Genomic DNA, 23,816 nt, shown 5'->3' with positions numbered 1-23,816 from the left:
GATGAAGATCGCCGAAGTGCTCAAAGCCAAGCCAGAGGGTGGCGTCATCACCATCACGCCCGATGCCGGTGTCCGCGAGCTGATCGCCCTGCTGGCCGAGCACAACGTGGGTGCCCTGATCGTGAGCGCCGACGGGGAGACCGTCGACGGCATCGTGAGCGAGCGCGACGTGGTGCGCCACCTCCACCACGACGGCACCGTCATCAACAACACCGTCGGCGCGATCATGACCGACGTCGTCGAGACCTGCGCGCCCACCGACACCCTCGACGACCTGATGGAGATCATGACCAGGCGCCGGTTCCGGCACGTGCCCGTGGTCAGGGACGGCAAGCTGGTCGGCATCGTCTCGATCGGTGACGTGGTCAAGCACAAGCTCAGCCAGCTGCAGTTCGAGCGCGACCAGCTCGACTCCTACGTGCACCAGGGCGGGCACTGATCAGCCACCCCCGCACGCTCGTCACCGGCGGAACCCGCGGCATCGGGGCGGCGATCGCACACCGGCTGGCCCGGGCCGGGCACGACCTGGTGCTCGGCTACGCCCACGACGACGCGGCAGCCGAGCTCGCCGAGGCGGATGTCGAGTCCGCGGGCGGCCGGTGCACGCTGGTGCGGACCGACCTGCTCGAGCCGGGCGGGGTGGACCGGCTGTTCGAGGCGGCCGGGCCGCTGACCGGCGTCGTCAACAACGCCGGTGCGACCTTCCACATCGGCCCGCTCGCCGAGACCCCGGTCGAGGTGATCCGCAGGACGATCGACCTCAACCTCACCTCGGCGATCCTGGTCGCCCGGTCGGCGGTGCGCGCACTGTCCACGGCGTACGGCGGCCCCGGCGGCGTCCTCGTCAACATCAGCTCGGGAGCCGCGACCAAGGGGTCGCCCGGGGAGTACGTCCAGTACGCCGCGGCAAAGGCCGGCGTCGACGCGCTCACCCTGGGCCTGGCCGAGGAAGTGGCCCAGCAGGGCGTCCGTGTCGTGGGCGTGGCGCCGGGGATGATCCGGACCTCCATCCACGCCGATGCGGGCGAGCCCGGCCGGCTGGAGCGGGTGGCGCCGCTGATCCCGATGCAGCGGGCCGGCGAGCCCGAGGAGGTCGCGGACGCGGTCGCGTGGCTGATGAGCGACGAGGCGTCCTACGTCACCGGCACGACGCTGCGGGTGGCCGGCGGCCGCTGAGGCCCGCCGGGGTGGCGGTGGGTCTGCAACCGCTCTCCCCGTGGACAGGCGTTGCCAGCCCACCGCCACCGGCGGCCCGGGAGGCCGGCCACGAGCGGCTCGCTAGGGTCGAGCTCAGTGTCAGGGTGAGGCACCGCTCACGCGGTGGTTGGATCCTGAGCACCCGGTGTCTGGCTCATAGGGTCGATGTCGCCTTCGGGCTGATGTTCATGCGTTTTGCCGGCACCGGGTGTGATGGACCGGCCGGCGTGACTTGATAGGAGCGTGGCATCGCCCCCACTGAGATGTGTCCGCCGACCGGCCCAACCGTCCCTCGCATCTGAGTGAAGGAGGCAACCTCCATGGTTGTTGTTGGAGCTGATGTTCACAAGCGGACGCACACCTTCGTGGTGGTCGACGCGGTCGGGAAGAAGCTGGGGCACAAGACCGTCAAGGCCGATGGTGTCGGTCATGACCAGGCGATCCGCTGGGTCCAGACCGAGTTCGCCGAGCAGATCGCCGCGGACCTCGCCGCCGGTGGTGAGGGGGTGCGGTGGGGCATCGAGGACTGCCGGCACCTCTCGGCGCGGCTGGAGATCGACCTGCTGGACGCCGGCCAGGCGGTGGTGCGGGTGCCGGCCAAGCTGATGGCCGAGCAGCGGCGCACCGCCCGCACGCGGGGGAAGTCCGACCCGATCGACGCGCTGGCGGTCGCGCGTGCGGTGCTGCGCGAGCCGGACCTGCCGGTCGCCGCCCACGACGAGGCTTCCCGGGAGCTGAAGATGCTGGTCGATCGGCGCGATGACCTGGTCAAAGAGCGCACCGCGGCGATGAACCGGTTCCGCTGGCACCTGCACCGAATCGATCCCACCGTCGACCCCAAGCCCAAGTCGCTCAAGCAGGCCAAGACCCGCCGCGAGCTCGCCGAGTTCCTGGCCGACAAGACCGGGATCGACGCCCGGATGGCCCGTGAGGTGCTGGCTGACATCGACCGGGTCACCCCGGTCATCAACGACCTCGAGCGTGAGGTGACCGCCCTGGCCGCCGTCCAGGCCCCGGCGCTGCTGGAGCTGCCCGGCTGCGCCGGCCTGACCGCGGCGAAGATCGTCGGGGAGATCGCCGGCATCGACCGTTTCGCCCACGAGGCCAAGTTCGCCATGCACGCCGGGGTCGCCCCGATCCCGGTCTGGTCCGGGCGCACCGAGGGTCGGGTCCGGATGTGCAAGGCCGGAAACCGACAACTCAACGCCGCCCTGCACCGCATCGCCATCACCCAGATCCAACGCCACGGTCCAGGACGGACCTACTACGAGAAGCGCCTGGCCGCCGGCGACTCAACGACCGAAGCGCTCCGCTGCCTCAAACGACGCCTCGCCCGCGTCGTCTACCAGACCCTGAAGACCACCACCTCAACCCCGACCGCGGGCTTGCTCCCGGCCGCGGCTTGACATAGGAGAAACGCATGGAGAAGCCCGAGATCGACTTCGTGGACCCCGAGCCGCCGGCCGACCTGGTCGTGACCGACCTCGTCGAGGGCGACGGGGACGAGGCGCAGGCCGGCCGGACCGTCGAGGTGCACTACGTCGGCGTCTCGCACGAGACGGGCGAGGAGTTCGACGCGTCCTACAACCGCGGCGAGCCGCTCAGGTTCCGGCTCGGCGTGGGTCAGGTGATCCAGGGCTGGGACACCGGCGTCCAGGGCATGAAGGTGGGCGGCCGCAGGCAGCTGGTCATCCCTCCGCACCTGGCGTACGGCGACCGGGGCGCCGGCGGCGTGATCAAGCCGGGCGCGACTCTGGTGTTCGTGGTCGACCTGCTCGGCGTCAGCTGACCTACGGCTCGTTCCTCGCGCCGCCCAGATCACTCCCAGGCGCGCTCGCCGCCGACGCGGGCCGACTTGGCGGCGACGCTGACCACGTCGCCACGCTCGAGCTGGCGTCCACGGCGGGTCTCGACCTCGCCGTTGACGCGAACGATGCCTCCGGCCAGGACCTGCTTGGCCTCCCCGCCGGACTCGATGAGGTCTGCCAGCTTGAGGAACTGACCGAGCTTGATCGAGTCGTCCTCCACCGGCACGTCGTTGTAGTCCGTCACGCTCCCATTCTCCTACCCGGCGTGTCGGGGACCCAATTCCACACGCCGATCAGGGCAGCAGCACGCTCACCGCGTGGATGGCCACGCCGACCAGGCCGCCGACCACGGTCCCGTTGATCCGGATGAACTGCAGGTCGCGCCCCACGTGCAGCTCGATGCGGCGCGCAGCCTCGCGGCCGTCCCACCGCTCGATGGTGTGGGTGATGACCGCGGTGACCTCCGCGCCGTACCGATCGACCACGAAGACCGCGGCGTCCGCGGCCAGCCCGTCAAGACGGGCCTGCAGCGCGGTGTCGTGGCTGAGCCGGGCCGAGAACGCCCCGATCTCGACCAGCATCCGCTGGCGTACGGCGCCCTGGGGGTCCGCGAGCGACGTGGTCAGCGCGCGCCGGAGCGCGTCCCAGAGCGAGATCGCGGAGCGGAGCACCGCCGGGTTGTCCAGGACGCGCCTCTTCAGGGCCTCGGCGCGCTCCTGCGTCGCCGGGTCGGTGAGCAGGTCGGCGGCCAGCTGATGCAGGACCGAGTCGAGCGCGACCCGGGCGCGGTGCCGCGGGTCGTCGCGGATGTCCTCCACCCAGCGGACCAGCTCGATGTGGATCCGGGTGGTCACCGCCTCGTTGAGCCGCGGCGGCGCCCACCACGGCGCACGTTCGCCGAGCACCTCCGCGACCGTGTCGGGGTTCTCGACCAGCCAGCCGTGCAGCTCCGCCAGGGCGAGGTCGACCAGCCCGTGGTGGAGGTCGTCCTCCAGCGCCTCGGTGAGCAGCCCGCCGAGCAGCGGTGCGATCGGCTCCTCGCGGAACCGCGGGGTCAGCGCGTCGCGCACCAGCGACTCGATGTGGTCATCGCGGACCTTGGACAGCGCGATCGCAGCCACCTCGGCCACCTCGTCGACCACCCGCTGCGCGTTGACCGGCTGGGCCAGCCAGAGGCCGAGCCGCCGGGAGACCCCCGCCGCACCGATCCGGTCGCGGATGATCGCCTCCTGCAGGAAGTTCTCCCCGACGAACTCCTCGAGCCCCCGGCCCAGGTCGTCCTTCTTGCGCGGGATCAGCGCGGTATGCGGCACCGGCAGCCCGAGCGGGTGCTTGAAGAGGGCGGTGACCGCGAACCAGTCCGCGATCGCACCCACCATCGACGCCTCGGCGCCGGCGTTGACGAAGCCGAGGAACCCACCGCGGTCCCTCGTGACGACGTACACGACCGCGGCCAGCACCAGGAGCCCGGTGGCGACCGTGCGCATCCGCCGCAGCCCGGCCCGTCGCAGGGCGTCGGCAGCGGGATCCCCCGCGACGAGGGGTCCGAGAGGGGCTGTGGCAACCGCGGTGTCATCCATCAGCCGTCGATTCTCCCGGACGCACCCAGGCTGGGAGAATCCCGCCCATGGCTCGCACCGTCTTGACCTTCGGCACGTTCGACGTCTTCCACGTCGGACACCTGCGGGTCATCGAGCGCGCGGCCCAGCACGGCGACCGGCTGGTCGTCGGTGTGTCCTCCGACGCGCTCAACGTGGCCAAGAAGGGCCGCGAGCCGGTCTTCAGCCAGGCCGAGCGGCTGGCGATCGTGGGTGCCCTCAAGGCGGTCGACGAGGTGTTCGTCGAGGAGAGCCTCGAGCTGAAACGGCACTACATCGAGCAGTACGCCGCGGACGTGCTCGTCATGGGCGATGACTGGAAGGGCCGCTTCGACGAGTTCATGGACGTCTGCGAGGTCGTCTACCTGCCCCGGACGCCGGCGATCTCGACCACGGCGCTGATCGAGAAGATCAGCGACCTGGGGTGAGGCGCTGCTGGAAGTCGGTCTCGGCTGGATGGGGCACCGGATATCCGGCTTGTGACCTGTCCGTGGGTGGTCGGCCGCGCGCGTAGCCCGCCGCAACCCGGGCTTTGCCGAGGATCTCGGGCACCAGGTGCCGATCTCCCTCCGCAAACCCACCGATGGGGCTGGTGGTGCCCGCGCTGTGCAACGGCGCGGCGAAGCCCGCCGCTGTGCGCCGTATCACCGGATCACTGCGAAATGGCCTGCACAGAAGACCTCGAATTGGCCGTTCTCTCCGGCCATTATCGCCACCAGAATTGAGCCATGACATCGGTCGCGCCGCCCACCCAGCCGGCCGATCCGCAGGCCGCCGTCGGTGGCCGGCTGGACGTGTCGCAAGGGGCGGCGCTGACCATCGGGGCGGTGCTCGGGACCGGGGTGATCTCGCTGCCGGCGCTGGCCGTGCACGCCGCGGGACCGGCCTCGCTGCTGGCCTGGGCCGCGCTGCTGTTGCTGTCCATCCCCCTCGCCACGACCTTCGCGGCGCTCGGCGCCCGCTACCCAGACGGCGGCGGCGTGTCGACCTACGCCCGACGGGCGTTCGGCGCCCGGGCCGCGACGGTGGTGGGCTGGTGCTTCTACTTCGCGATCCCGATCGGGGCACCTACCGCGGCAGGGTTCGCCGGGGCGTACGTCGCGGACTCGCTCGGCGGGGGTCGGCAGACCCAGCTGGTCGCCACCGGAGCGATCATCGCGCTGGTCGCCGCGATGAACTGGTTCGGCCTGCGGGTCAGCGGCCGGGTGCAGCTGGTCATCGCGTTCGTCCTCGGCGCCCTGCTGCTGGCCGCGACCCTGGTCTCGCTGCCGCACGCGGACCTTCGCAACCTCACCCCGTTCGCCCCCCACGGCTGGCTGGCGGTCGGCTCGGCGGCCGCGCTGCTGGTGTGGGCGTTCGCCGGCTGGGAGGCGGTCACCTCGTTGAGTGCGGAGTACCGCAACCCGGGCCGCGACATCGGTCGCGCGACGGGCATCGCGATCGCGGTCATCAGCGTGCTCTACCTGGGGGTCGCGTTCGCGACCGTCGCCGTGCTCGGCGACCACCCGGGCAAGGCGCCGCTGTCGGACCTGCTCGTGCTCGGCCTGGGCGAGTGGGCCCGGCCGGTCACGACGGTGGTCGCGGTGCTGCTCTCGGTGGGTGCCATCAACGCCTACTTCGGCGGCGGCGCGCGGCTCGGCGCCGCTCTCGGCCGCGACGGGTCGCTCCCCGCGTGGCTGGCCCACGGGTCGAGCGCCGGCGAGGTGCCGCGCCGCTCGCTGGCCGTCGTGACACTCGGCGCCCTCACCTCGCTCGGCGTGCTCACGGCCGGCGGGCTCTCGCTCAACGCGCCGCTGCTGGCCACCACCGGCGCCTTCGCGCTGGTCTACGCCGTCGGCACCGCCGCGGCCCTCAAGCTGCTCCCGCGCGGCAGCTGGGTGCGCAGGGGCGCGGCCATCGGCCTGGTTGCGACGCTCGGACTGCTGATCCTCACCGGGACCCACCTCCTCGCGCCGGCGCTCATCGGGGCGGGGGCGCTGGCGTGGACGACGTTTCGTCGAGGAGCGCGGCCAGCCGAGCCAGCCCCGGCCTGATCGACGCCGGGTCGGTCGCCCCGTAGCCCATCACGATGCCCTTCGGCCCGCCGCTGACGGCGTACTGCGACAGGGTCTCGACCACGATGCCCAGCGCGGCCGCCCGCTGCACCACGGCGGCGTCGTCGACCGCCTGGTCGCGCAGCACGGTGGTGACATGCAGCCCGGCCTGGCACGGCATCAGCTCGAGGTGGCGGCTGAGCGGGCCGTGCACCGCCTCGAGGACCAGCTCGCGCCGCTCGGCGTACGCCGCCTTGGCCTTGCGCAGGTGGCGGGCGAACAGCCCATCCGCGATGAACCGGGCCAGCGCAGCCTGCTCGGGCACGTCGATGTAGCCGACCGACAGCTGGAGCGCCGCGCGCAGCGCGGCCTGGAGCGGCTCGGGCGCCACGAGGTAGCCGAACCGCAGCCCCGGCACCAGCGACTTGGAGAACGTGCCGAGGTAGAGCACGCGCCCGGCGTCGTCCATGGAGTGCAACGTCTCCAGCGGCCGCTCGGTGAACCGGAACTCGCTGTCGTAGTCGTCCTCGACCACGGCGCACCGGTGGCGGCTGGCGAAGTCGAGGAGCGCATGGCGCCGGTCGAGGGACAAGGGGGGTCCGGTCGGGAACTGGTGCGAGGGGGTGGTGAAGACCAACCGCGTGGACGTCGGGAGGTCGTCGACGACCAGCCCTTCGAGGTCGACGCGGACCGGCACCACCTTGGCGCCGTAGGAAGCGAACAGGTCGCGGGCGAGCGGGTAGCCGGGCTCCTCCATCGCCACCACGTCGCCCGGCGCGAGGAGCACGCGCGCCACCAGGTCGAGGGCCTGCTGGGTCCCGTGGGTGACCAGGACCTCGTCCGGGGTCGCGGTGACACCGCGCGAGAGCGCCAGCTGCCGGGCGATCGCCTCGCGCAGCGGGAGGTGCCCGGCCGGGTCGGCGTAGACACCGAGGTCGTGCGCGCCGACCCGCAGCTCTGCGGTGACCAGCCGACGCCAGGTGTCGAACGGGAACAGTCGGGCGTCGGGGATCCCGACCCGGAAGTCGTGGGCCGGCTTGGGCGTCGTCCCGCTCGTCACGTGCGGCCCGCGGTCCCAGCCGGGGCGCGGCGCCAGGTCCGTCCCCCGCCGCGGCGGCCGCACCGGCCGCGCCGCGTCTGCGACGAACGTCCCGGCGCCGACCCGCGCCGTGAGGAAGCCCTCCGCGACCAGCCGCTCGTACGCCGTCGCCACCGTGGTCCGGGACACCCCCAGGTCGACAGCGAGCGCCCGCGTCGGCGGCAGCCGCTCCCCCGGCTCGAGCCGGCCGCCGCGGACCGCGTCCAGCAGCGCCCGGTAGACGGCGGTGGCGCGGTCGCCGCGGGTGCTCAGGTCGACGACCAGGTCACCGAGCTCGCGCATGCGGACACACTGGCACGTCGTACCGACGTCGGGACTCACCCCGGTGCCTACCCTGCGGAGGTCTCGACAGGCTCGACCAGCGGCGGGCCAGCAGGTGCCTTCGCTGCGGAGGTCTCGACAGGCTCGACCGGCGACGGGTCACCACGGTGGCTGAGGTGCGAGGCGCCCCGGCGCCGAGCCTCGAAGCCTGGTGAGCCGGTGCTGGGACCCACCCGGGTGCCTTCCCTGCGGAGGCTTCGAGGCCCAGGCGCAGAACGCCTTCGCACCTCGGCCACCGTGCCGCTCACGAACTTCGAGGGTGCCAGAGCCCTCGGTAGGTTGATCCGGTGCTCATCTCCGACTCGCACCGGTTCCTCTTCGTGCATGTCCAGAAGACCGGCGGGTCGACGATCGACAACGGCCTGACCGCGGCGCTGGGCGACGTACGCCGGATCCCCGCGGCCAACCGGCACGCACCGCTGGACCGGCTGCTGCAGCTCGAACCGGGGCTCGCCGGCTACTGGACGGCCGGCTTCGTCCGCAACCCGTGGGCGCGGATGCTCTCGTGGTGGCGGATGATGGAGCGGTTCCGCGACGGCGCCGAGCAGGGGATCGACCGGTACGTCGACCACCTGCAGCGCAACCGGTTCGTGGCCAGCATCATCGCCGCTCACCCGGACTTCGAGTCCTTCGTGATGCATGCCCCCGACGAGCACCCGCGGCTGCGCAAGCCGCAGGTCGCCTTCCTCAACAACGACCTGAAGCGGGCCGACTTCACCGGCCGCCAGGAGAGCCTCGAGAGCGACCTCAAACAGATCTATGACCACCTCGGGCTGGAGTGGATCCCTCCGCAGAGCGTCAACATCGACCCCGGCCGGCCCGACTACCGCGAGGTCTACACCCCGGCGACGCGCCGGCGCGTGGCCCAGCTGTTCGAGGCCGACCTACGCGAGTACGGCTACGAGTTCTGAGCGCAGCCGGACCCAGGCGAGCACCAGGAAGACGGCCTCCGGCCCCAGTGACCACAGGCCCAGACTGCGGTCACTGGTCCACTCCTCGTGGTAGTCGGGCAGGCCCACGACCCGGCTGACGACGAAGAGGCCAGCCATCCCCGCGCACACCGCCGCGCCGAGCAGCCAGCCCGCCCGATGGTCCCGGAGCACGAGCACCAACGCGACCGCGCACAGCACGGAGGCGACGACGAACCCGACCCCGATGTAGGGCATCTCCTCGAGGTGCTCGGGGGTGAGGTAGAGGTGGATGGCGATCTCGGCAGCAAGCATCAGGGCCGCGACGATCCGCAACGGCATGACGAGCTCCTTCCGACATGAGCCGGGGTGCTCCCGTGCCCGCGTAGCAGCCGGGCACGGAAGCCCTCCCCCGTCGTGGTCACGGGCAACGGACGTCCGGGTTCCAGGGCGAGAAGCGGCCCGCCGGGTTGTCCTTGAAGGCCCAGACGTGCAGCGAGTAGAAGTCCGGCAGGCCGAAGCGGTTCGGCGCCTTGGTCAGGTTGAACTTGTGCCCGAACAGCGACGGGCGGGACGTGTGCGTGGCGTCCCAGTCGGCCTTGAGCACGACGTACTCCACCGCGGCCAGCTTGAGGGTGCCGTCCGCGAGCGGCTCGTAGACGAGCGCCTCGGGCTTCGCGACCTTCTCGGCCGGGTCGCCTACACGCTTGCCCTTGACCCAGTGCACACCCATGCCACCCATGCCCGGCATGTCGATGCAGGTGATGCCTTTCTGGTCGGCAAGCAGGCCGAAGCCGGCCTGCTCGGCGTTGGCGACGTTGTGGAACGACTTCGTCGCCGTACGCAGCTTGCCCAGGTCGTGCTGCGCGGTCGATGCCCCGGCCGGAGCCGTGCCCGTGAGCAGCGCGGCAGCGGCCACGCACGACAGCAGGATGCGGGTCTTCATGGTCAGAGTCCTCCTCGGTCTCGGTGTTCTGATGCGTCGAGAACCTAGGTCGGCATCACCGTGGCCCGGATCGGGAGAACCACCCATGTTGAGCCGACCCACCACCCACATTCGGACCACGTCCGGTCCGGCTGAGGCATCAACCGCGACCGGACGGGGAACCGGGAGCACATGTCCGAGCCGGTCCTGCAGCAGCCCTCTCGCCATGGCGACGGCCCGCTGATGAGCGACGACACGGCCCTGACCGACATGGCCGCTCTCCTCGGCGACCCGGCCCCGTCCGCGACCGTGGCGGACCGCTACCGGCTGCACCGGCTGCTGGGACGGGGCGGGATGGCCGACGTGCACGAGGCCATCGACACCCGGCTCGACCGCCGGGTCGCGGTGAAACTGCTCCGTGAGGCGACGGCGAACGAGACCGACCGGGCCCGGTTCCTCTCCGAGGCCCGGCTCCTGGCGCGGCTGTCCCACCCGCGACTGGTCAGGGTCCTCGACGCCGGCGTCGACCGGGACCGGCCGTTCCTGGTGCTGGAGCTGGTGCGCGGCAGCACCCTGGGCGACGCCCTCGTCGCGCCGCTGCCGCCGGCCCGGGTGTCCGCCATCGGCGCCGACATCGCCGCGGCCCTCGCGCACGTGCACGCCGCCGGCGTGGTCCACCGCGACGTCAAGCCCGGCAACGTGCTGGTCGGCGAGGACGGCACCGCGAGGCTCGCGGACTTCGGGATCGCCAGGCTGGTCGACGACACCAGCCACCACACCCGCACGGGGCATGTCGTCGGCACCGTCGCCTACCTGGCGCCCGAGCAGGTCGCGGGCGAGCCGGTCACCACGGCCGTCGACGTCTACTCACTGGGACTGGTCCTCCTCGAGTCGCTCACCGGCGGCCGGGCGTACGCCGGCACGTCGGTCGAGGTCGCGCTGGCCCGGCTCCACCGTGCTCCGGCGATCCCCGCCACCCTGCCGGCTCCCTGGCGGGAGCTGCTCACAGCCATGACCGCGCGCGACCCGGGAGACCGCCCGACGGCGGCCCAGGTCGTCGCCCGGCTGCGCGGCGCGGCCACCGAGGCGCGACCGGCGCCGGGCCGCCGCGTGGTGTCGGCCCGCGCGGTGCCGGCCCGCGTGGTCCTGGCCGGCGCGGCCGCGGCCTTCGCGCTCCTGCTCGGCACGGCGGGCTGGACCTCGCTGTCGCTGCCCTCGGGCACGGCGTCCGCGGCAGGCAAACACCACGCGCGCGCTGCCGAGGACCGTCCGGCCGCGGCACGCACGCCACAGCCGCCGGCCACCGGTGCGGCCACCACCCCGGACGTCGTACCCGCCACGACCTCCGCGACCAACGCGGCCGACCCCGCACCCGTGTCCCGCCAGGGCAGCCCTCAGCACCGGCACCACGCCCGCCACCAAGCGCACCACCGTCCCGGCCCCCCGCACCGTCATGCCGGCCACCACCCAGGCGGCCACCACCCAGGCGGCCACCACCGGGGCAACCACGGTCACCACCGCTGACCTCGACGCGGCTCCGCATCAGTGATGGAGTGACCGTCGTGTACCCCGGCACCTTCGCAGCAAAGGACCCGGACAAGCCGGCACTGGTGATGGCCGACACCGGCGAGACCCTGACCTACGGCGAGCTCGAGGACCGGTCCGTCCGCCTGGCTCGCGTGCTTCGGGACGCCGGGCTCCAGACGGGCGATGCGGTCGCCCTGCTCAGCGAGAACGACGCGCTCTACCTCGTGGCCTACTGGGCGGCGCTGCGCAGCGGCCTCTACCTGGTCGCCATCAACTTCCATCTCACCGCTGACGAGCAGGCCTACATCCTCGACGACTGCGGTGCGACCGTGCTGATCTCCTCCGCCGCCCAGGCCGACCGTGCCACGGAGCTCGCCGACCGGACGCCAGCCGTCGGCACCAGACTCCTGGGGGACGACGTCGACCGGGCGATCGCCGAGGCCGACGGCGGCCCGCTCGGCGACCAGCCCGCAGGCGCCGACATGCTCTACTCCTCGGGCACCACCGGCTTCCCGAAGGCGGTCAAGCCGCCGTTGCGCGACCACCAGGTCGATGAGCCGGGGAGCATCTACGTGGCGCTGTTCCAGCCGATGTTCGGCTTCGGTGAGGACACCGTCTACCTCTCGCCCGCACCGATGTACCACGCCGCACCGCTGCGCTTCTGCATGGTCGTCACGGCCACCGGCGGCACGGTCGTCGCCATGCGGAGGTTCGACGCCGAACAGGCGCTGGCACTGATCGAGCAGCACCGCGCGACCCACAGCCAGTGGGTGCCGACGATGTTCGTGCGGATGCTCAAGCTGTCCGACGACGTACGCCGGAAGTACGACGTGTCCAGCCTGCGGGTCGCCATCCACGCCGCCGCGCCCTGCCCGGTCGAGGTCAAGCAGCAGATGATCGACTGGTGGGGGCCGATCCTCTACGAGTACTACGCCGCCACCGAGGCGATCGGCCTCACCTGGATCACTCCGCAGGACTGGCTCGCACACCCTGGCTCGGTCGGCACCGCCGCTCTCGGCATCCTCCACATCGTCGACCAGGACCACCCCGACCAGCCGGAGCTGCCCGTCGGCGAGGATGGCCTGGTCTACTTCGAGCGCGACGTGATGCCCTTCGCCTACCACCACGACCCGGAGAAGACCCGGCAGGCACAGCACCCGCGCCACGACAACTGGGCCACCACCGGCGACATCGGCCACGTCGACGAGGACGGCTACCTCTACCTCACCGACCGGCGCGCGTTCATGGTGATCAGTGGTGGCGCCAACATCTACCCGCAGGAGGTGGAGAACGCGCTCACCCTCCACCCGGCCGTCTACGACGTGGCGGTGATCGGCGTACCCGATCCCGACATGGGCGAGGTGGTCAAGGCGGTCGTGGTGCCCGCGCCCGGCGTCGAGCCGGGGCCGGAGCTCGAGCGCGAGCTGATCGACCACGTGAGGGACCGGATCGCCCACGTCAAGGCACCTCGTACGGTGGACTTCGTCGACGAGCTGCCACGCACGCCGACCGGGAAGCTGGTCAAGCGCAAGCTGCAGGAGAGATATCGATGAGGTACGAGCGCACGATCGAGGTGCCGGCCTCCGCCGAGGAGACGTGGAAGGTCCTCGAGGACGTCGCCGGCTGGCCGAGCTGGACGCCGACGGTCCAGACGGCCGACATCGAGGGTCCGCTCCAGACGGGGACCAAGGTGCGGGTCAAGCAGCCCGGGCGCGGCACGGTGACCTACGAGGTCCAGGTGCTGGAGCCGGGCCGCCGGTTCCAGTGGGGCTCCCACGGGGTGGGCAACGACCAGCGTGCCGACCACGTCGTCGAGCCCAACGGCCCCGACAGCTGCGTCGTCACGCTCACCTTCGAGATGACCGGCGCCCTGGGTGGGATCGTCGGCGCGCTGTTCGGGAGCAGGATCCGCGGGATGGTCGACACCGAGGCCGAGAGCCTGCGCAAGCGGCTGTCGGACGGCTGACCCGGGATCGACGCGGTCCGGCTCCGGGGAGCGGTCAGCCCGCAACCCGGACAGTGCCGAAATGGGTGGGTTCAGGTTGCTGACCGACCGCTGCACCGGCCCGACCCCGGGGAGCGATCAGCCTGCAACCGCGCAGTGCGGAATCGGCTGGGTTCGGGGTGCCAGCTGACCGCCGCCCGGGGTCGGACCGGACGAGCGGTTCGTCAGCAACCCGGGAGGACCGAACGGGTGGGTTCCTCAGGCGCTCCGCTCAGAACGCGACCGCTTCGGTGAGCTGCTCCAGCGAGTACTCCGTGATCCGGATCAGCGCCTGCTTGCACGACTCGCGCTCGCGGGCGTCGAGCTCGATCATCGGCACGTGCTCGGGGATCGCCAGGGCGGCCCGGATCTCCTCGAGCGGGTAGTGCTGGGCGTTGTCGAACTGGTTGACCGCCACGATGAACGGCAGCCCCTTCGACTCGAAGTAGTCCAGCGGCGAGAACGCCTCGTCGAGCCGGTTGGTGTCGACCAGCACGATGGCGCCGATGGCACCGAGGCACAGGTCGTCCCACATGAACCAGAACCGACGCTGGCCCGGCGTACCGAAGAGGTACAGGACCAGGTCCTCGGCCAGCGTGATGCGGCCGAAGTCCATGGCCACGGTGGTCGTGGCCTTGGTGGGCACGGCGGCCAGGTCGTCAACGCCTTCGGACTCGTTGGTGACGAGAGCTTCGGTGCGCAAGGGCATGATCTCCGAGACTGAACCCACGAGGGTCGTCTTGCCCACGCCGAAGCCACCGGCGATGACGATCTTGGTCGACGCCGCGGAGCGCTGGGCGCTAGAGCGTGCGTAGTCCACGGAGGGTCCTTTCGATGAGCTCTCGTCGCTCGTCCTGCGACGATTCGGCGGTCAGGGTCGCCTGCACCCGGACGTGCCCCTGCTCGACCAGGTCGCCCAGGAGAACCCGGACGACGCCGATCGGCATGTGCACGTGCGCGGACACCTCGGCGACCGAGCGTTTGTCACACACCTCGAGGATCTGCTTCAGGTTGCCGTCGGTGGGTTCCTCGACCCCACCTGTCTCCCGGCGAAGCGTCGCTTCGAACGGGAGCTCCACCTTCGGAGCCGTCCGGCCGCCGGTCAGCGTGTAGGGCCGGACGACACGCGCGGCTGGCGCGTCCTCGTCCGGTTCCCACGGCTGGGTCGGCAGTGCCATGACTGGTTCCCGTCGTCCTTCAGACGCCGCTGAGCGGGACGCGGGCGGTCGCCTGGACCATGCGGCCCACGCGGTCGACGAGGAGGGCCATCTCGTAGCCCACCTGGCCGATGTCGGCGGAGTCCTCGGTGAGGACGGCGAGGTGCGATCCGTCGCCGACGCTCATGAGGAGCAGGTAGCCGTTCTGCATCTCGATCACGGTCTGCAGGACGGAGCCACCCTCGAACAGTCGCGCCGCGCCGACCGCCAGGCTCGCCATCCCGGAGGAGACGGCGGCGACCTGCTCGGCACGCTCGTCGGGCAGGCTCAGGCTCTTGGCCATCAGGAGTCCGTCGGCCGACACCAGCACGGCGTGTGCCGCGGACGGCACCTCGTCGACGAACTTGCTGACGACCCAGTCGAGCCCGCGCTCGTCGGTCTCGGTCATCTCGGTCATGCGGGACCTTCCTCGGTGGTGGTGCTCTGTGCGGGTACGTGCTCGTCCACGGCGGCAGTACGGCCCCGGGACACGCCGGCAGCGTGCGCGGCGAGCCTGGCCCGGATCGCCTCCGGGTCGCGGCTGACAGGGACGGCCGGCGCCGGCGAGACACCGCCGGGCACCAACCGGTTGCCGGGACGCCGCATCGGGAGCCCGGACTGGCTGACCGGAGCAGGCGCCTCGGCGATCTGCTCGGCGGCCTCCCAGCCGGCCTCGATCTCCGACTTGGTCCAGGTGGCGTCGTCGCCCGAGCTGAGCCAGCGGGACCGCAGGGTGCGGAAGATCGGCGTCTCGTCCTCGGTCGGCTCGGGCATCGGGCTGCGCGAGTCGAGCAGGTCGTACGCCGGCTCCGCGGTGGGCGGAGGGGCCGACGCGCTGCTCGACGGCGAGTCCGCCCAGCTGGCGGCCGGGGCCTCCTCCGCTGCCGGCTCGGCCTCCGCCGCCGACACGGTCACCGGCTCGGACTCCGCCGTCGGCTCGGGCTCGGGCGCGGCCACCGGCTCGAGCCGGGCGGCCGGCTCCTCCGGTGCGGGCGTGCCGTTGCTGGAGCCGGCGTTCCGGTTGCCGTTGAGCGCGTGGAAGTTGCTCAGGCCGCCGCGGCGCGGTACGTCGAGCGGCGTGACGACGTCGTCCAGCGTCGACGACGCGTTCTGGTCGGCGTCCTCGCGCAGCGCGTCGGACGACGTCGGCGCCAGGCCGAGCCCGGAGCTCGCCGGCCCGACACCGTCGCGGTCCCTGGCCCGGGCGGCCGCGGCGTCGATCGCGGCGAACGCGGTCGTGGGCGTGGTCGGCTCGCGCCGCGGCAGGTCCGGCTTCCCGGACTCGGACGACTCGGACTGCGCGGACTGCGCGGCCTCGCTGGCCCGAAGCCGCTGGAACAGCGAGCCACCGGTCGAGGTGACGGGAGCGCCGGGCATGGCGCCACCGGTCCTGGTCGCACCCGGCGCACGCTGAGGCAGCCGGGTGACGGCGTTGATGGCCGCCGCGATCGGGTCCACCTCGGCCGCGGCCGTGTCGGTCTTGGCTGCCGGTGCAGCCGGAGCGGCCGGTGCAGCCGGAGCGGCGGACGCGGCCGGAGCCGTAGGCGCCACCGGGGTCACCGGTGCCGCGGGCGCGACCGTGGGCCTCGGCGTGGCTGGGGTCACGGGGGCGACCGGAGCCGTCCCGGCGGGCCGGGCGAACGACGTCGCCGACGCTGCCGGCGCCGCGGGGGCCGCGGGAGCCGGGCGGGCCGGCTGCTTCGGCTCGGCCTCGTTGCTGAGCTGCTCTGCGACGGCCGCGGGCAGCACCGACTTGGCCGACCCGAGCCCGGTCAGGCCCGGACGCTGCTTGGCCTGCACCTGGGTCGGCCGGCCACCCAGCAGCGCGGGCGGCAGGAGCACCGTGGCCGTCGTGCCGCCGCGGGTGTTGCGGGACAGGGAGACGGTGATGCCATGCCGGTTCGCGAGCCGGCTCACCACCAGCAGACCCATCCGGCGGGCGGTGTCGACCGTGACCTCGCCACCGGAGCGCAGGTCCTCGTTGAGGGAGTTCAGCACGTCCTGGGCGATGCCGAGGCCGCCGTCGCTGATCTCGACAATGGTGCTGTCACCGGCCTGCTTGGTCGAGATCTTCACCGGCGCCGTGGGCGGCGAGAAGGCCAGCGCGTTGTCGACGAGCTCGGTCATCAGGTGCACGACGTCCGCGGACGCCGCCCCGTTGACCTTCTCGGAGGGCGCGCCCTCGATCTGGACGCGCTGGTACTCCTGGACGCCGGCCATCGCGGCCTGGAAGACGTCGCCGAGTGCGAGGGCGTCCTGGTCGCTGGTCTGGGTCGGCGCGTCCGCGAGGACCATCAGCGAGTCCGCCGTACGGCGCATGCGCGAGGCCAGGTGGTCGAGACGGAACAGCGACTCGAGGCGGTTGGGGTCCTCCTCGTCCTTCTCGAGCCGCTCGATGAGGCCGAGCTGCTGGTTGATGAGCGAGGTGTTGCGTCGCGACAGGGTCGAGAACATCTCGCCGACCTGGGTGCGCAGCTTGGCCTCACCGGACGCGAGGGTCACCGCCTGGCGGTGCAGGTCGTCGACGGCCCGCGCCAGCTGGCCCATCTCCTCGTGCGTGGTGACGGGGATCGGGACGATGTCGCCAGGATCGTCGCCCGACCGGATCTTGGTGACCATCTCCGGCAGCCGGGTGTTCGCGACGTCGAGGGTGCCCTCACGCACCTTGCGGATCGGGTTCAGCAGCATGCGCGAGACGAACAGCGCCAGCAGGAGCGCCGCCAGCAGCAACGCGATGGTGATGACGGCGTTGGCGATGGCCAGGCCCCGGGCGTCGTTGGCGGCGCTGGTGAGGTCCTTGTCGATGTCCGCGAGCAACGACGTGGTCAGGTTGTCGTAGGGCTCGAAGTCCTCGGCGTCACCGATGTTGGTCTGGTTGTCCCGGATGACACCGAAGTGAGCGGCGTTCTGCTGGTTGAGCTTCTGGACCATCGGCTGGGTGAGGCCCAGGTAGGAACCGAGGCGGTCGATGATGACCTGCTCGACGCCCAGCTCGGCCGACAGGTCGACCATGTTGATGCTCTTGGGGTCCGCGTTGGTCATGTAGAGCTGCATGGCGAGGGACACCCGGCCGTCGAGCGCCTGCTGCAGGGCGCCCAGCTTGGGCTCCGGGTTGATCTGTGCCGCCACGATCGAGTCGATCAGCCCGGTCACGCCCCGCTGCAGCTGGCGGAGCTGGGAGACCGCCTGGCCGGTCGAGAGGTAGGCCGTGCCGTCACGCAGCTGGGCGCTCAGGTTGATGACCGAATTGAGCCGCTGCTGCTGGGTCGCGGTCAGGTCGGCGGTCTTGCCCGTGTCCTCGAGCCGCTTGCCGGCCACATCCACGGCGGAGATCGCCGACTGCCGGCCCGGGTCGTCGAGGGCGGGCCGCTGCCTGGAGATGATGATGGCGCGCTCGGCCGCAGCCAGGTAGCCGGCGGCAGGCCGGAGCACCTCGATCTGCTTCGCCGTGGACGAGTAGTTGTCGGACTCACTCAGCTCGTTGTGCACGCGGAGGCCGCCGAAGGTTGCGGCCAGCAGCATCGGAATGGCCAGGGCCAGCGCCAGCTTGCGACGGAGCGACCACTCGGGAAGTGCAAGTGCAGACGCAATGCGCCCAGCGCTGTCGCGCCGCTTCTCCTCAGACATTCGCCCCACCCACGTCTATCGAGTTCGAGACGCCGTCGTGCGTGACGGCACCCGCCAAGATCGAGATCACGATAGGTTTCACTCCCCCCGCCCCGCGGCAGAATCGGGGAATCCGCGGGGTATCGGCCGACTCAGTCAACCCGGTCTAGTCCTCAGTGTCCATGCTTGTCCGACCGCCGTGTTCGCCAGGCGGTCGTGTTGTACACGGCTGCGGAGCCGCGGACCAGAGGCTACGTCCTACGACGAAGGGCCACCGCCGTAATCCGGCAGGTGGCCCTCCCACGGGCGGGGTCGGACGATGGCCGTGAGGACGACCCCTCCGAGCATCAGCACGATGTCGAGCACGGCCACGGACACGCCGATGACCCCTGCACCCGCGCCGGTAGTCCCAGACCTTCCCAACACGCCTGCCGCGAGAACGGCGTGAGGAAGGTCTGCCACTTTCCGTGTCAGCGCCAGCCGAGCTCCGGAGCGACGTACTTCAACACGCTCTCGATCACGTGCGCGTTGTAGTCGACCCCGAGCTGGTTGGGCACGGTCAGCAACAGGGTGTCCGCGGCCGCGATCGCCTCGTCCTCGGCCAGCTCCTTGACCAGCTGGTCGGGCTCGCCGGCGTACGACTTGCCGAACCGCGCCAGCCCGCCGTCGATGTGGCCGACCTGGTCCTGGCTGTTGCGGTCGTGCCCGAAGTAGGCACGGTCGAGGTCGCTGACGAGGGGGAAGATGCTGCGGCTCACCGAGACGCGCGGCTCGCGTGGCCAGCCGGCCGCCGCCCACGCGTCGCGGAACATCTGGAGCTGCTCGGCCTGGAGCTGGTGGAACGGCACGCCGGTGTCCTCGGTGAGCAGCGTCGAGCTCATCAGGTTCATGCCCTGCTCGGCCGCCCACACCGCGGTCGCGCGCGTGCCGGCGCCCCACCAGATCCGCTTGGCCAGCCCCGGCGACTGCGGCTGGATGGCGAGCAGGCCGCGCCGTCCGGTCATCGCGGGGTCGGCCTCGACGACCGGCTCGCCGGCGATCGCCGCGCGGAACCGCGCCGCGTGCTCGCGCGCCATGTCGGCATCGCTGCGCCCCTCGGGCGGCACGGGGCCGAACGCCTCATAGCCGCGCAGCGCCGGCTCCGGCGAGCCGCGGCTGATGCCGAGCTGCAGCCGCCCGCCGCTGATCAGGTCTGCCGCGCCGGCGTCCTCGGCCATGTAGAGCGGGTTCTCGTAGCGCATGTCGATCACCGCGGTGCCGAGCTCGATCCGCGACGTCCGCGCCGCCATCGCCGCCAGCAGCGGGAACGGCGACGCGAGCTGCGGCGCGAAGTGGTGCACGCGCAGGAACGCGCCGTCGATGCCGATCTCCTCGGCCGCCACCGCCAGCTCGACGTGCTGGCGCAGCGACTCCGCGGCGGTGCGCGTCTGCGAGCCCGGCGCGCCGGACCAGTGGCCGAAGCTGAGGAACCCGATCCGCTTCATCGCTACGGGCTTAGCAGATCGGCGGCGAACTCCTCGGCGAGGATCGCGTATCCGACGGTGTCGAGCCATTCGCCGGATCGGTGCTGCGACTCGCGCACCAGGTGCTGCTCGCGGCGCATGCCGACGCGCTCCATCAGCCTCCACGAGGCGTCGTTGCCGAGGTAGCAGTTCGCGGTGACCCGGCGTACGCCGAGATCCTGGAAGCAGTGGCGCAGCAGCTCGCGCACGGCCTCGGTGGCGTACCCGTGGCCGGTGAAGGCGGGATCCAGGACCCAGCCGAGCTCGGCCTCGGCGCCCTCGCGGCGGAGCATGAAGTCGCCGATGATGCGCTCGCCGAGCGCCACGATGACGGTCGCCGCGAGCCGCGCGGGCTCGGTGAACCGCGCGCGGTAGCCGTCGAGATCGGCGGGCGTCCCGTCGAGCCACTCGTTGACCGGCTCGAGCCGGCGGTAGGCCCAGGTCGCGCCGGCGTCGCCGGCGGCGCCGGGGCGGAGCGTGAGCCGCGCGGTGCGCAGCGGGCGCTCGAGCGACGGCGCGGCCGGCGCCCCGGTCGCGCGCAGCTCGGTGATGACGGCGCCGATGTCGCGCAGCGCGGCGAGGACCCCGTGCAGCTGGGCCTGGTCGGCGACCCGGACGGTGACGGTGCTGCCGCCGTCGCCGTCCCGGGTCATCTCGTCGCCCCCGAGCCACGCCGACCAGTGGTCGTCGAGGTGCCCGTCGACGCGGATCGCGTAGATCATCGGGTCGCGGGCTCGGGGACCCACGCCGCGGCCGGCGCGCCGGCGCCGTCGCGCCAGAGCGAGACGCCGAGGCCGATCAGCGCGACGGCCGTCGGGACCGCGAACGGGCGGTTGAAGGACTCCGGCAGCGCGGACAGCGCGAGCGCGGAGGTGGTCCCGTAGGCGAGCAGCGCGGCGGCCCAGCGGGCGAGCACGCGAGCGCGGAACAGCGCGATGCCGAACAGCAGGCCGCCGAGCGCGTAGCCGATGCCGGAGACGAGGAACAGCTGGCTCATGTGGCCGATGTCGCCCTTCGGGCTCCCGCCCACGGCCGCGTCGAGCACGTCCTGCACGTAGCCGGGGTTCGAGTGCGCGACCGCCGGGAGGACGTAGCCGACGATGCACTCGACGGCGAACAGCGAGAGGAACCCGGCCATCAGCAGCCCGTAGCCGGCCAGGCCGAGGACGCCGAAGCGTTCGCGGTTGCGCAGGAACATGCCGGTGATGCCGATCATGGCCAGGACGGTCATGAGCACCTTCGCGGTCTCGCGGACCGCCATCTCGCCGGTGACGATGTGCTCGACGTCGGCCGGCGGGTGATTGACCTGGACGCCGAGGAAGATGGCGCCGGCGGCCGCGGCGCAGAGGCCGGCGGCGGCGGTGAGGCGGTTCGCGGTGATCTCCATGGCGCGCAAGCTATGCGCGGGTGTGGTGAGTCCGCATCACCAAGCGATGTGATTCGAGGTGGTGATCTCGCTCACAGCAGGCCGAGCTCCGCGGCGCGGGCCACCGCGGCGCGGCGCGTGTTCACGCCGAGCTTGCTGAAGATGTGCTTGGTGTGCGTGCGCAGCGTGTTCACCGAGACGAACAGCCGGCCCGCGATCTCCGGGCCGCTGAGCTCGGTCGCGAGCAGCCGCAGCACCTCGTGCTCGCGCTCGCTGAGCCCTTCCTCGGAGGCGCGGGCGGCGGGTGCCGGCGGTGTGCCGGGGAGGAGCTCGGAGCCCGCGGCGCGGAGCAGCTCGGCCATCGGCTCGCCCTCGTCGAGGAAGAGCCGGCGGTAGCCGGCCGGGACCGCCTCGCCGACGGCGGCGGCGAGCCCGGCGGGGTCGCGGCGGGCGAGCGCGCGCAGCATGCGCGCCTCGATCGCGCTGCCGGCACGCTCGCGCGCGTCGTCCAGCACGCGGTCGAGCAGCGCGAGCGCCTCATCGGTGTCGGCTTCGGCGATCCGCAGCCGGGCCAGCGTGAGCCGCTCGTACTCGCCCAGGTAGCCGGGCGCGGGCTCGCGCCCGCGCGCCCACGCCCGCGCGTCCTCCAGGCGGCCTTGGGCGATCCGCACGCGTGCCCGGGTCGCGGCGATCGGCCGCACGTCCGGGAAGTAGCCGGGCAGGAACAGCGGCTCGGCCCGGTCGAGCATCGCGACCGCGCCGTCGAGATCGCCGCGCGCGCGCAGCAGCGCGGCCGTCGCCGTGTACCAGCGGTGGCGGTTCTCCAGCAGCGAGGCCCGCTCGCCCAGCCCGCGGGCGATCTCGAGGTGCTCGGCGGCGCGTTCGAGGTCGCCCTGCTCGCGCAGGACGTCGGCGAGGCCGACGTGCAGGTCGCCGGTGGTGGACAGCACCGGGTCCTCGGCCTCGGCCAGCGCGCGTTCGTACAGCCGGCGCGCCTCGTCCGGCCGTCCGCGCGCGAGCCACAGGTTCGCCAGCACGACGGTCGCGCCGAGCGCGTCGGCCACCATGCCGGCCGCGCGCAGGCTCGCGACCGCCTCGGTGAACGTGTCGACCGCGGCGACGAGGTCGCCGGCGGCCCACGCCGCCAGGCCGATGAAGCCGGCGGCGGCGCCGCGCCGGAAGTGGTCGTCCGGCTCGGCCAGCGCGAGCGCCTCGCGCGCGTGCGCGACCGTCCCGCCGACGTCGCCCCGGGCCTGGGCGACCGAGGCGCGGTAGACGGCGATCATCGCCGGAAGCGAGCGGATCTCGCGCTCGCGGTCGCCGAGCGCCTCGGCCGGCGCGCCCGCGGTGCGGATGGCCGGCGCGGGGGTCTGCGCGGCCGCGTCGAGCCACGCCTCCACCCCGTCGAAGTCGCCCTCGGAGAGCCGGCTCCAGCCCATGAACGTGGCGAGCAGCGGCCGGCCGCGGACGACGTCCTCGGGCAGCGCGAGCAGCCACTCGCGAAGGATGCGGTCCTGGCGCTGCCGGCGCAGCTCGGCCAGGCCGAGCTCGATCAGGTCGGCGGTGCGCTCGTGGTCGCCGCTCGCGATCGCGTGCTTGACGGCGCCGGCGAGCAGGCCATGCTCGGCCAGCCAGTGCGCGGCCGCCGCGTGCCGCGCGGGGTCGCGGCTCCGGCGGGCGCGCAGGGCATCCGCGAAGAGGTGGTGATAGCGGTACCAGCGGCGCTCGTCGTCGAGCGCGACGACGAACAGGTTCTCGCGCTCGAGCGTCTCCAGCATCTCGCGGCCGCCGGGCCCGCCGGTCACCGCGTCGCACAGGCCGCCGGTCAGCTCGTCGAGCACGCAGGTGTCGAGCAGGAACGCGCGCGTGGCGTCCGGCTGCCGGTCCAGCACCTCCTCGACGAGGTAGTCCAGCACGAACCGGTGGCTCCCGGAGAACGCCTCGACGAACCCGGCGACGTCGCCGGCGTGGCTGCGGGCCGACAGCGCGGCGAGCTGCAGCCCGGCCGCCCAGCCCTCGGTGCGCGTCTCCAGCGCCTGCACCAACCCGGGCTCCAGGCCGAGCTCCATCACCTCGTTGAGGAACGCGTCCGCCTCCTCGGCCGTGAAGCGCAGGTCCGCGGCCCGCACCTCGGCGAGCTCGCCGCGGGCGCGCAGCCGCGCGAGCGGGAGCGGCGGGTCGGCCCGCGTGGTCAGCGCCAGCGTGATCTGCGGAGGCAGGTTGTCGAGCAGGAACGTGAGCGCCTCGTGCACGGCGGCCGCGTCGATCACGTGGTAGTCGTCGAGCGCCACCACCATCGGACCGGCGCGCACGTCGAGATCGTTGATCAGGCTGACCAGGACGGCGTCGCCGGCCTCGGCCTCCAGGAGCGTGAGCGCCTCCCCGCCGACCTCGGGCTCCGCGATCTGGATCGCGGCGATCAGGTGGGTGAGGAACGGCCGCAGCTCACCGTCCGTGCGGTCGAGCGCCAGCCACGCGACGCGCCGGCGCCCGGCGGCCAGCCACTGCCCCAGCAGCGTGGTCTTGCCGAACCCGGCCGGCGCGGCGACGAGCACGAGGCGCGGCGCGTGTTCGAGCCGCTCGATCAGGCGCCCGCGCGGCACCAGCCGCGGGCGCGGCCTCGGCGGGCGCAGCTTGGTGCCCGGCACCGGCATCCGCTCAGCCTAGGGTCGGCGCGCGCGGCGCGTCGGTGACAGATGCCGTTCATTACGTGAGGCGCGGGCCTCGAGCCGTCAGGCTGCGTCTC

At 72.5% G+C, this 23,816-nt stretch carries 23 protein-coding genes; 10 read left to right on the top strand and 13 right to left on the bottom strand.

Annotation, left to right across the window (positions count from 1 at the left end; all coding sequences use genetic code 11):
• Position 1 precedes the first annotated feature (1 nt).
• From VFV89_RS14725 to VFV89_RS14710, 4 genes are all read left to right on the top strand, one after another.
• The gene (locus tag VFV89_RS14725) at positions 2–439 is read left to right on the top strand and encodes a CBS domain-containing protein (protein WP_329706703.1); all 438 of its coding nucleotides are present in this window, start codon (positions 2–4) and stop codon (positions 437–439) included.
• The gene (locus tag VFV89_RS14720) at positions 436–1,176 is read left to right on the top strand and encodes an SDR family oxidoreductase (protein ID WP_329706733.1); all 741 of its coding nucleotides are present in this window, start codon (positions 436–438) and stop codon (positions 1,174–1,176) included. Before VFV89_RS14725 ends, VFV89_RS14720 begins: the two co-directional genes overlap by 4 nt.
• Before the next feature lie 323 nt (positions 1,177–1,499).
• Complete coding sequence (locus VFV89_RS14715) at positions 1,500–2,603, top strand: IS110 family transposase (protein ID WP_329706702.1); 1,104 nt, start codon at positions 1,500–1,502, stop codon at positions 2,601–2,603.
• A 14-nt stretch (positions 2,604–2,617) separates the two neighbouring features.
• Complete coding sequence (locus tag VFV89_RS14710; RefSeq protein ID WP_329706701.1) at positions 2,618–2,986, top strand: FKBP-type peptidyl-prolyl cis-trans isomerase; 369 nt, start codon at positions 2,618–2,620, stop codon at positions 2,984–2,986.
• Positions 2,987–3,015: 29 nt separating this feature from the next.
• Here the strand turns inward: VFV89_RS14710 and VFV89_RS14705 are convergent, their stop codons facing one another.
• The gene (locus VFV89_RS14705) at positions 3,016–3,249 is read right to left on the bottom strand and encodes an RNA-binding S4 domain-containing protein (protein WP_329706700.1); all 234 of its coding nucleotides are present in this window, start codon (positions 3,247–3,249) and stop codon (positions 3,016–3,018) included.
• 49 nt (positions 3,250–3,298) lie between these two features.
• Positions 3,299–4,585: a DUF445 domain-containing protein gene (locus VFV89_RS14700; protein WP_329706699.1), complete on the bottom strand. Its 1,287-nt coding sequence runs from the start codon at positions 4,583–4,585 to the stop codon at positions 3,299–3,301.
• A 47-nt stretch (positions 4,586–4,632) separates the two neighbouring features.
• On the opposite strand from VFV89_RS14700, the gene VFV89_RS14695 reads away from it, so the two are divergent.
• Entirely contained in the window at positions 4,633–5,031 is a 399-nt protein-coding gene (locus tag VFV89_RS14695; RefSeq protein WP_329706698.1) for an adenylyltransferase/cytidyltransferase family protein, read from the top strand.
• Positions 5,032–5,331: 300 nt separating this feature from the next.
• Positions 5,332–6,636: an APC family permease gene (locus VFV89_RS14690; protein WP_329706697.1), complete on the top strand. Its 1,305-nt coding sequence runs from the start codon at positions 5,332–5,334 to the stop codon at positions 6,634–6,636.
• On the opposite strand, the gene VFV89_RS14685 is transcribed toward VFV89_RS14690, so the two are convergent.
• Complete coding sequence (locus tag VFV89_RS14685; RefSeq protein WP_329706696.1) at positions 6,563–8,017, bottom strand: PLP-dependent aminotransferase family protein; 1,455 nt, start codon at positions 8,015–8,017, stop codon at positions 6,563–6,565. The two genes, VFV89_RS14690 and VFV89_RS14685, sit on opposite strands and share 74 nt — an antisense overlap.
• 326 nt (positions 8,018–8,343) lie before the next feature.
• Between VFV89_RS14685 and VFV89_RS14680 the strand changes: the two genes are divergently transcribed.
• Entirely contained in the window at positions 8,344–8,967 is a 624-nt protein-coding gene (locus VFV89_RS14680; protein WP_329706695.1) for a sulfotransferase family 2 domain-containing protein, read from the top strand.
• Here the strand turns inward: VFV89_RS14680 and VFV89_RS14675 are convergent.
• Together VFV89_RS14675 and VFV89_RS14670 are read right to left on the bottom strand one after the other, a co-directional pair.
• Positions 8,941–9,306 carry a hypothetical protein gene (locus tag VFV89_RS14675; RefSeq protein WP_329706694.1) on the bottom strand — a complete coding sequence of 122 codons (366 nt, stop codon included), beginning with the start codon at positions 9,304–9,306 and terminating at the stop codon, positions 8,941–8,943. The two genes, VFV89_RS14680 and VFV89_RS14675, sit on opposite strands and share 27 nt — an antisense overlap.
• Positions 9,307–9,385: 79 nt before the next feature.
• Positions 9,386–9,910, bottom strand: coding sequence for a hypothetical protein (locus VFV89_RS14670; protein ID WP_329706693.1), 525 nt, complete (start codon positions 9,908–9,910; stop codon positions 9,386–9,388).
• A gap of 222 nt (positions 9,911–10,132) precedes the next feature.
• On the opposite strand from VFV89_RS14670, the gene VFV89_RS14665 reads away from it, so the two are divergent.
• Genes VFV89_RS14665 through VFV89_RS14655 form a run of 3 tightly spaced genes read left to right on the top strand, consistent with a single transcriptional unit; the run spans position 10,133 to position 13,382 of the window.
• The gene (locus VFV89_RS14665) at positions 10,133–11,413 is read left to right on the top strand and encodes a serine/threonine-protein kinase (protein WP_329706692.1); all 1,281 of its coding nucleotides are present in this window, start codon (positions 10,133–10,135) and stop codon (positions 11,411–11,413) included.
• Between the two features lie 29 nt (positions 11,414–11,442).
• Positions 11,443–12,969 carry an acyl-CoA synthetase gene (locus VFV89_RS14660; protein ID WP_329706691.1) on the top strand — a complete coding sequence of 509 codons (1,527 nt, stop codon included), beginning with the start codon at positions 11,443–11,445 and terminating at the stop codon, positions 12,967–12,969.
• The gene (locus VFV89_RS14655; RefSeq protein WP_329706690.1) at positions 12,966–13,382 is read left to right on the top strand and encodes an SRPBCC family protein; all 417 of its coding nucleotides are present in this window, start codon (positions 12,966–12,968) and stop codon (positions 13,380–13,382) included. Before VFV89_RS14660 ends, VFV89_RS14655 begins: the two co-directional genes overlap by 4 nt.
• 250 nt (positions 13,383–13,632) lie before the next feature.
• On the opposite strand, the gene VFV89_RS14650 is transcribed toward VFV89_RS14655, so the two are convergent.
• The 8 genes from VFV89_RS14650 to VFV89_RS14615 all read right to left on the bottom strand — a co-directional run bounded on the left by VFV89_RS14650 (position 13,633) and on the right by VFV89_RS14615 (position 23,724).
• A complete protein-coding gene (locus VFV89_RS14650) occupies positions 13,633–14,220 on the bottom strand; it encodes an ATP/GTP-binding protein (protein ID WP_329706689.1) in 588 nt (195 codons plus the stop codon).
• The gene (locus VFV89_RS14645; protein ID WP_329706688.1) at positions 14,201–14,578 is read right to left on the bottom strand and encodes a DUF742 domain-containing protein; all 378 of its coding nucleotides are present in this window, start codon (positions 14,576–14,578) and stop codon (positions 14,201–14,203) included. Before VFV89_RS14645 ends, VFV89_RS14650 begins: the two co-directional genes overlap by 20 nt.
• A gap of 19 nt (positions 14,579–14,597) precedes the next feature.
• Positions 14,598–15,014: a roadblock/LC7 domain-containing protein gene (locus VFV89_RS14640; protein WP_414690391.1), complete on the bottom strand. Its 417-nt coding sequence runs from the start codon at positions 15,012–15,014 to the stop codon at positions 14,598–14,600.
• Complete coding sequence (locus VFV89_RS14635) at positions 15,011–18,223, bottom strand: sensor histidine kinase (RefSeq protein ID WP_329706687.1); 3,213 nt, start codon at positions 18,221–18,223, stop codon at positions 15,011–15,013. Before VFV89_RS14635 ends, VFV89_RS14640 begins: the two co-directional genes overlap by 4 nt.
• A gap of 449 nt (positions 18,224–18,672) precedes the next feature.
• Positions 18,673–19,686, bottom strand: coding sequence for an LLM class flavin-dependent oxidoreductase (locus tag VFV89_RS14630; RefSeq protein WP_329706686.1), 1,014 nt, complete (start codon positions 19,684–19,686; stop codon positions 18,673–18,675).
• Between the two features lie 2 nt (positions 19,687–19,688).
• A complete protein-coding gene (locus tag VFV89_RS14625; protein WP_329706685.1) occupies positions 19,689–20,426 on the bottom strand; it encodes a GNAT family N-acetyltransferase in 738 nt (245 codons plus the stop codon).
• The gene (locus VFV89_RS14620) at positions 20,423–21,091 is read right to left on the bottom strand and encodes a hypothetical protein (RefSeq protein WP_329706684.1); all 669 of its coding nucleotides are present in this window, start codon (positions 21,089–21,091) and stop codon (positions 20,423–20,425) included. Before VFV89_RS14620 ends, VFV89_RS14625 begins: the two co-directional genes overlap by 4 nt.
• A gap of 71 nt (positions 21,092–21,162) precedes the next feature.
• Entirely contained in the window at positions 21,163–23,724 is a 2,562-nt protein-coding gene (locus tag VFV89_RS14615) for a LuxR C-terminal-related transcriptional regulator (RefSeq protein WP_329706683.1), read from the bottom strand.
• Positions 23,725–23,816 lie beyond the last annotated feature (92 nt).

It is taken from the genome of Nocardioides sp. (genome assembly GCF_036274455.1).
GTDB lineage: Bacteria > Actinomycetota > Actinomycetes > Propionibacteriales > Nocardioidaceae > Nocardioides.
Note: the sequence above shows the minus strand (reverse complement) of the source record. Positions and strands in the feature narration are given on the sequence as shown.

What these genes read in the sequence shown, in the direction of transcription:
- VFV89_RS14670 (WP_329706693.1), bottom strand. Translation starts at nt 9,910, where the DNA reads ATGAAGACCCGCATCCTGCTGTCGTGCGTGGCCGCTGCCGCGCTGCTC.
- VFV89_RS14700 (WP_329706699.1), bottom strand. Translation starts at nt 4,585, where the DNA reads ATGGATGACACCGCGGTTGCCACAGCCCCTCTCGGACCCCTCGTCGCG.
- VFV89_RS14615 (WP_329706683.1), bottom strand. Translation starts at nt 23,724, where the DNA reads ATGCCGGTGCCGGGCACCAAGCTGCGCCCGCCGAGGCCGCGCCCGCGG.
- VFV89_RS14685 (WP_329706696.1), bottom strand. Translation starts at nt 8,017, where the DNA reads ATGCGCGAGCTCGGTGACCTGGTCGTCGACCTGAGCACCCGCGGCGAC.
- VFV89_RS14725 (WP_329706703.1), top strand. Translation starts at nt 2, where the DNA reads ATGAAGATCGCCGAAGTGCTCAAAGCCAAGCCAGAGGGTGGCGTCATC.
- VFV89_RS14690 (WP_329706697.1), top strand. Translation starts at nt 5,332, where the DNA reads ATGACATCGGTCGCGCCGCCCACCCAGCCGGCCGATCCGCAGGCCGCC.
- VFV89_RS14630 (WP_329706686.1), bottom strand. Translation starts at nt 19,686, where the DNA reads ATGAAGCGGATCGGGTTCCTCAGCTTCGGCCACTGGTCCGGCGCGCCG.
- VFV89_RS14620 (WP_329706684.1), bottom strand. Translation starts at nt 21,091, where the DNA reads ATGGAGATCACCGCGAACCGCCTCACCGCCGCCGCCGGCCTCTGCGCC.
- VFV89_RS14635 (WP_329706687.1), bottom strand. Translation starts at nt 18,223, where the DNA reads ATGTCTGAGGAGAAGCGGCGCGACAGCGCTGGGCGCATTGCGTCTGCA.
- VFV89_RS14655 (WP_329706690.1), top strand. Translation starts at nt 12,966, where the DNA reads ATGAGGTACGAGCGCACGATCGAGGTGCCGGCCTCCGCCGAGGAGACG.
- VFV89_RS14625 (WP_329706685.1), bottom strand. Translation starts at nt 20,426, where the DNA reads ATGATCTACGCGATCCGCGTCGACGGGCACCTCGACGACCACTGGTCG.
- VFV89_RS14710 (WP_329706701.1), top strand. Translation starts at nt 2,618, where the DNA reads ATGGAGAAGCCCGAGATCGACTTCGTGGACCCCGAGCCGCCGGCCGAC.
- VFV89_RS14695 (WP_329706698.1), top strand. Translation starts at nt 4,633, where the DNA reads ATGGCTCGCACCGTCTTGACCTTCGGCACGTTCGACGTCTTCCACGTC.
- VFV89_RS14675 (WP_329706694.1), bottom strand. Translation starts at nt 9,306, where the DNA reads ATGCCGTTGCGGATCGTCGCGGCCCTGATGCTTGCTGCCGAGATCGCC.
- VFV89_RS14640 (WP_414690391.1), bottom strand. Translation starts at nt 15,014, where the DNA reads ATGACCGAGATGACCGAGACCGACGAGCGCGGGCTCGACTGGGTCGTC.
- VFV89_RS14645 (WP_329706688.1), bottom strand. Translation starts at nt 14,578, where the DNA reads ATGGCACTGCCGACCCAGCCGTGGGAACCGGACGAGGACGCGCCAGCC.
- VFV89_RS14665 (WP_329706692.1), top strand. Translation starts at nt 10,133, where the DNA reads ATGAGCGACGACACGGCCCTGACCGACATGGCCGCTCTCCTCGGCGAC.